The organism is Opacimonas viscosa (assembly GCF_024199005.1).
Taxonomy (GTDB): domain Bacteria; phylum Pseudomonadota; class Gammaproteobacteria; order Enterobacterales; family Alteromonadaceae; genus Opacimonas; species Opacimonas viscosa.
In genome coordinates this window covers 1-208 of the sequence record NZ_JANATA010000424.1, presented here as the reverse complement: position 1 = coordinate 208, position 208 = coordinate 1, and the positions used below count along the sequence as shown (strand labels likewise).

The 208-nt window shown below is 49.0% G+C and carries 1 protein-coding gene; it reads left to right on the top strand.

Annotation, left to right across the window (positions count from 1 at the left end; genetic code table 11):
• A partial coding sequence (locus NLF92_RS14135; protein ID WP_254102911.1) for a hypothetical protein occupies positions 1-208 on the top strand: 208 nt, incomplete at both ends.

Here is a 208-nt window from a genome sequence, read left to right as displayed (position 1 = left end):
AGACGAACGGGATGCACTGTTCATCGGCTTGCAATTCAGACCTTCAGATAGCTGGGATATCAACTTCGACGCCCAGATTTCTGATCGCGTTCAGTCGGAAGCCCGTCACGATTTACTCTTTTTGCAAAAGCGTGTCACCCCTGGTGTAACCGGTGAAAACCTGATTACCAACTCAGTAGGCGGTATTCTTCATTGGGAAGGTGAAGAG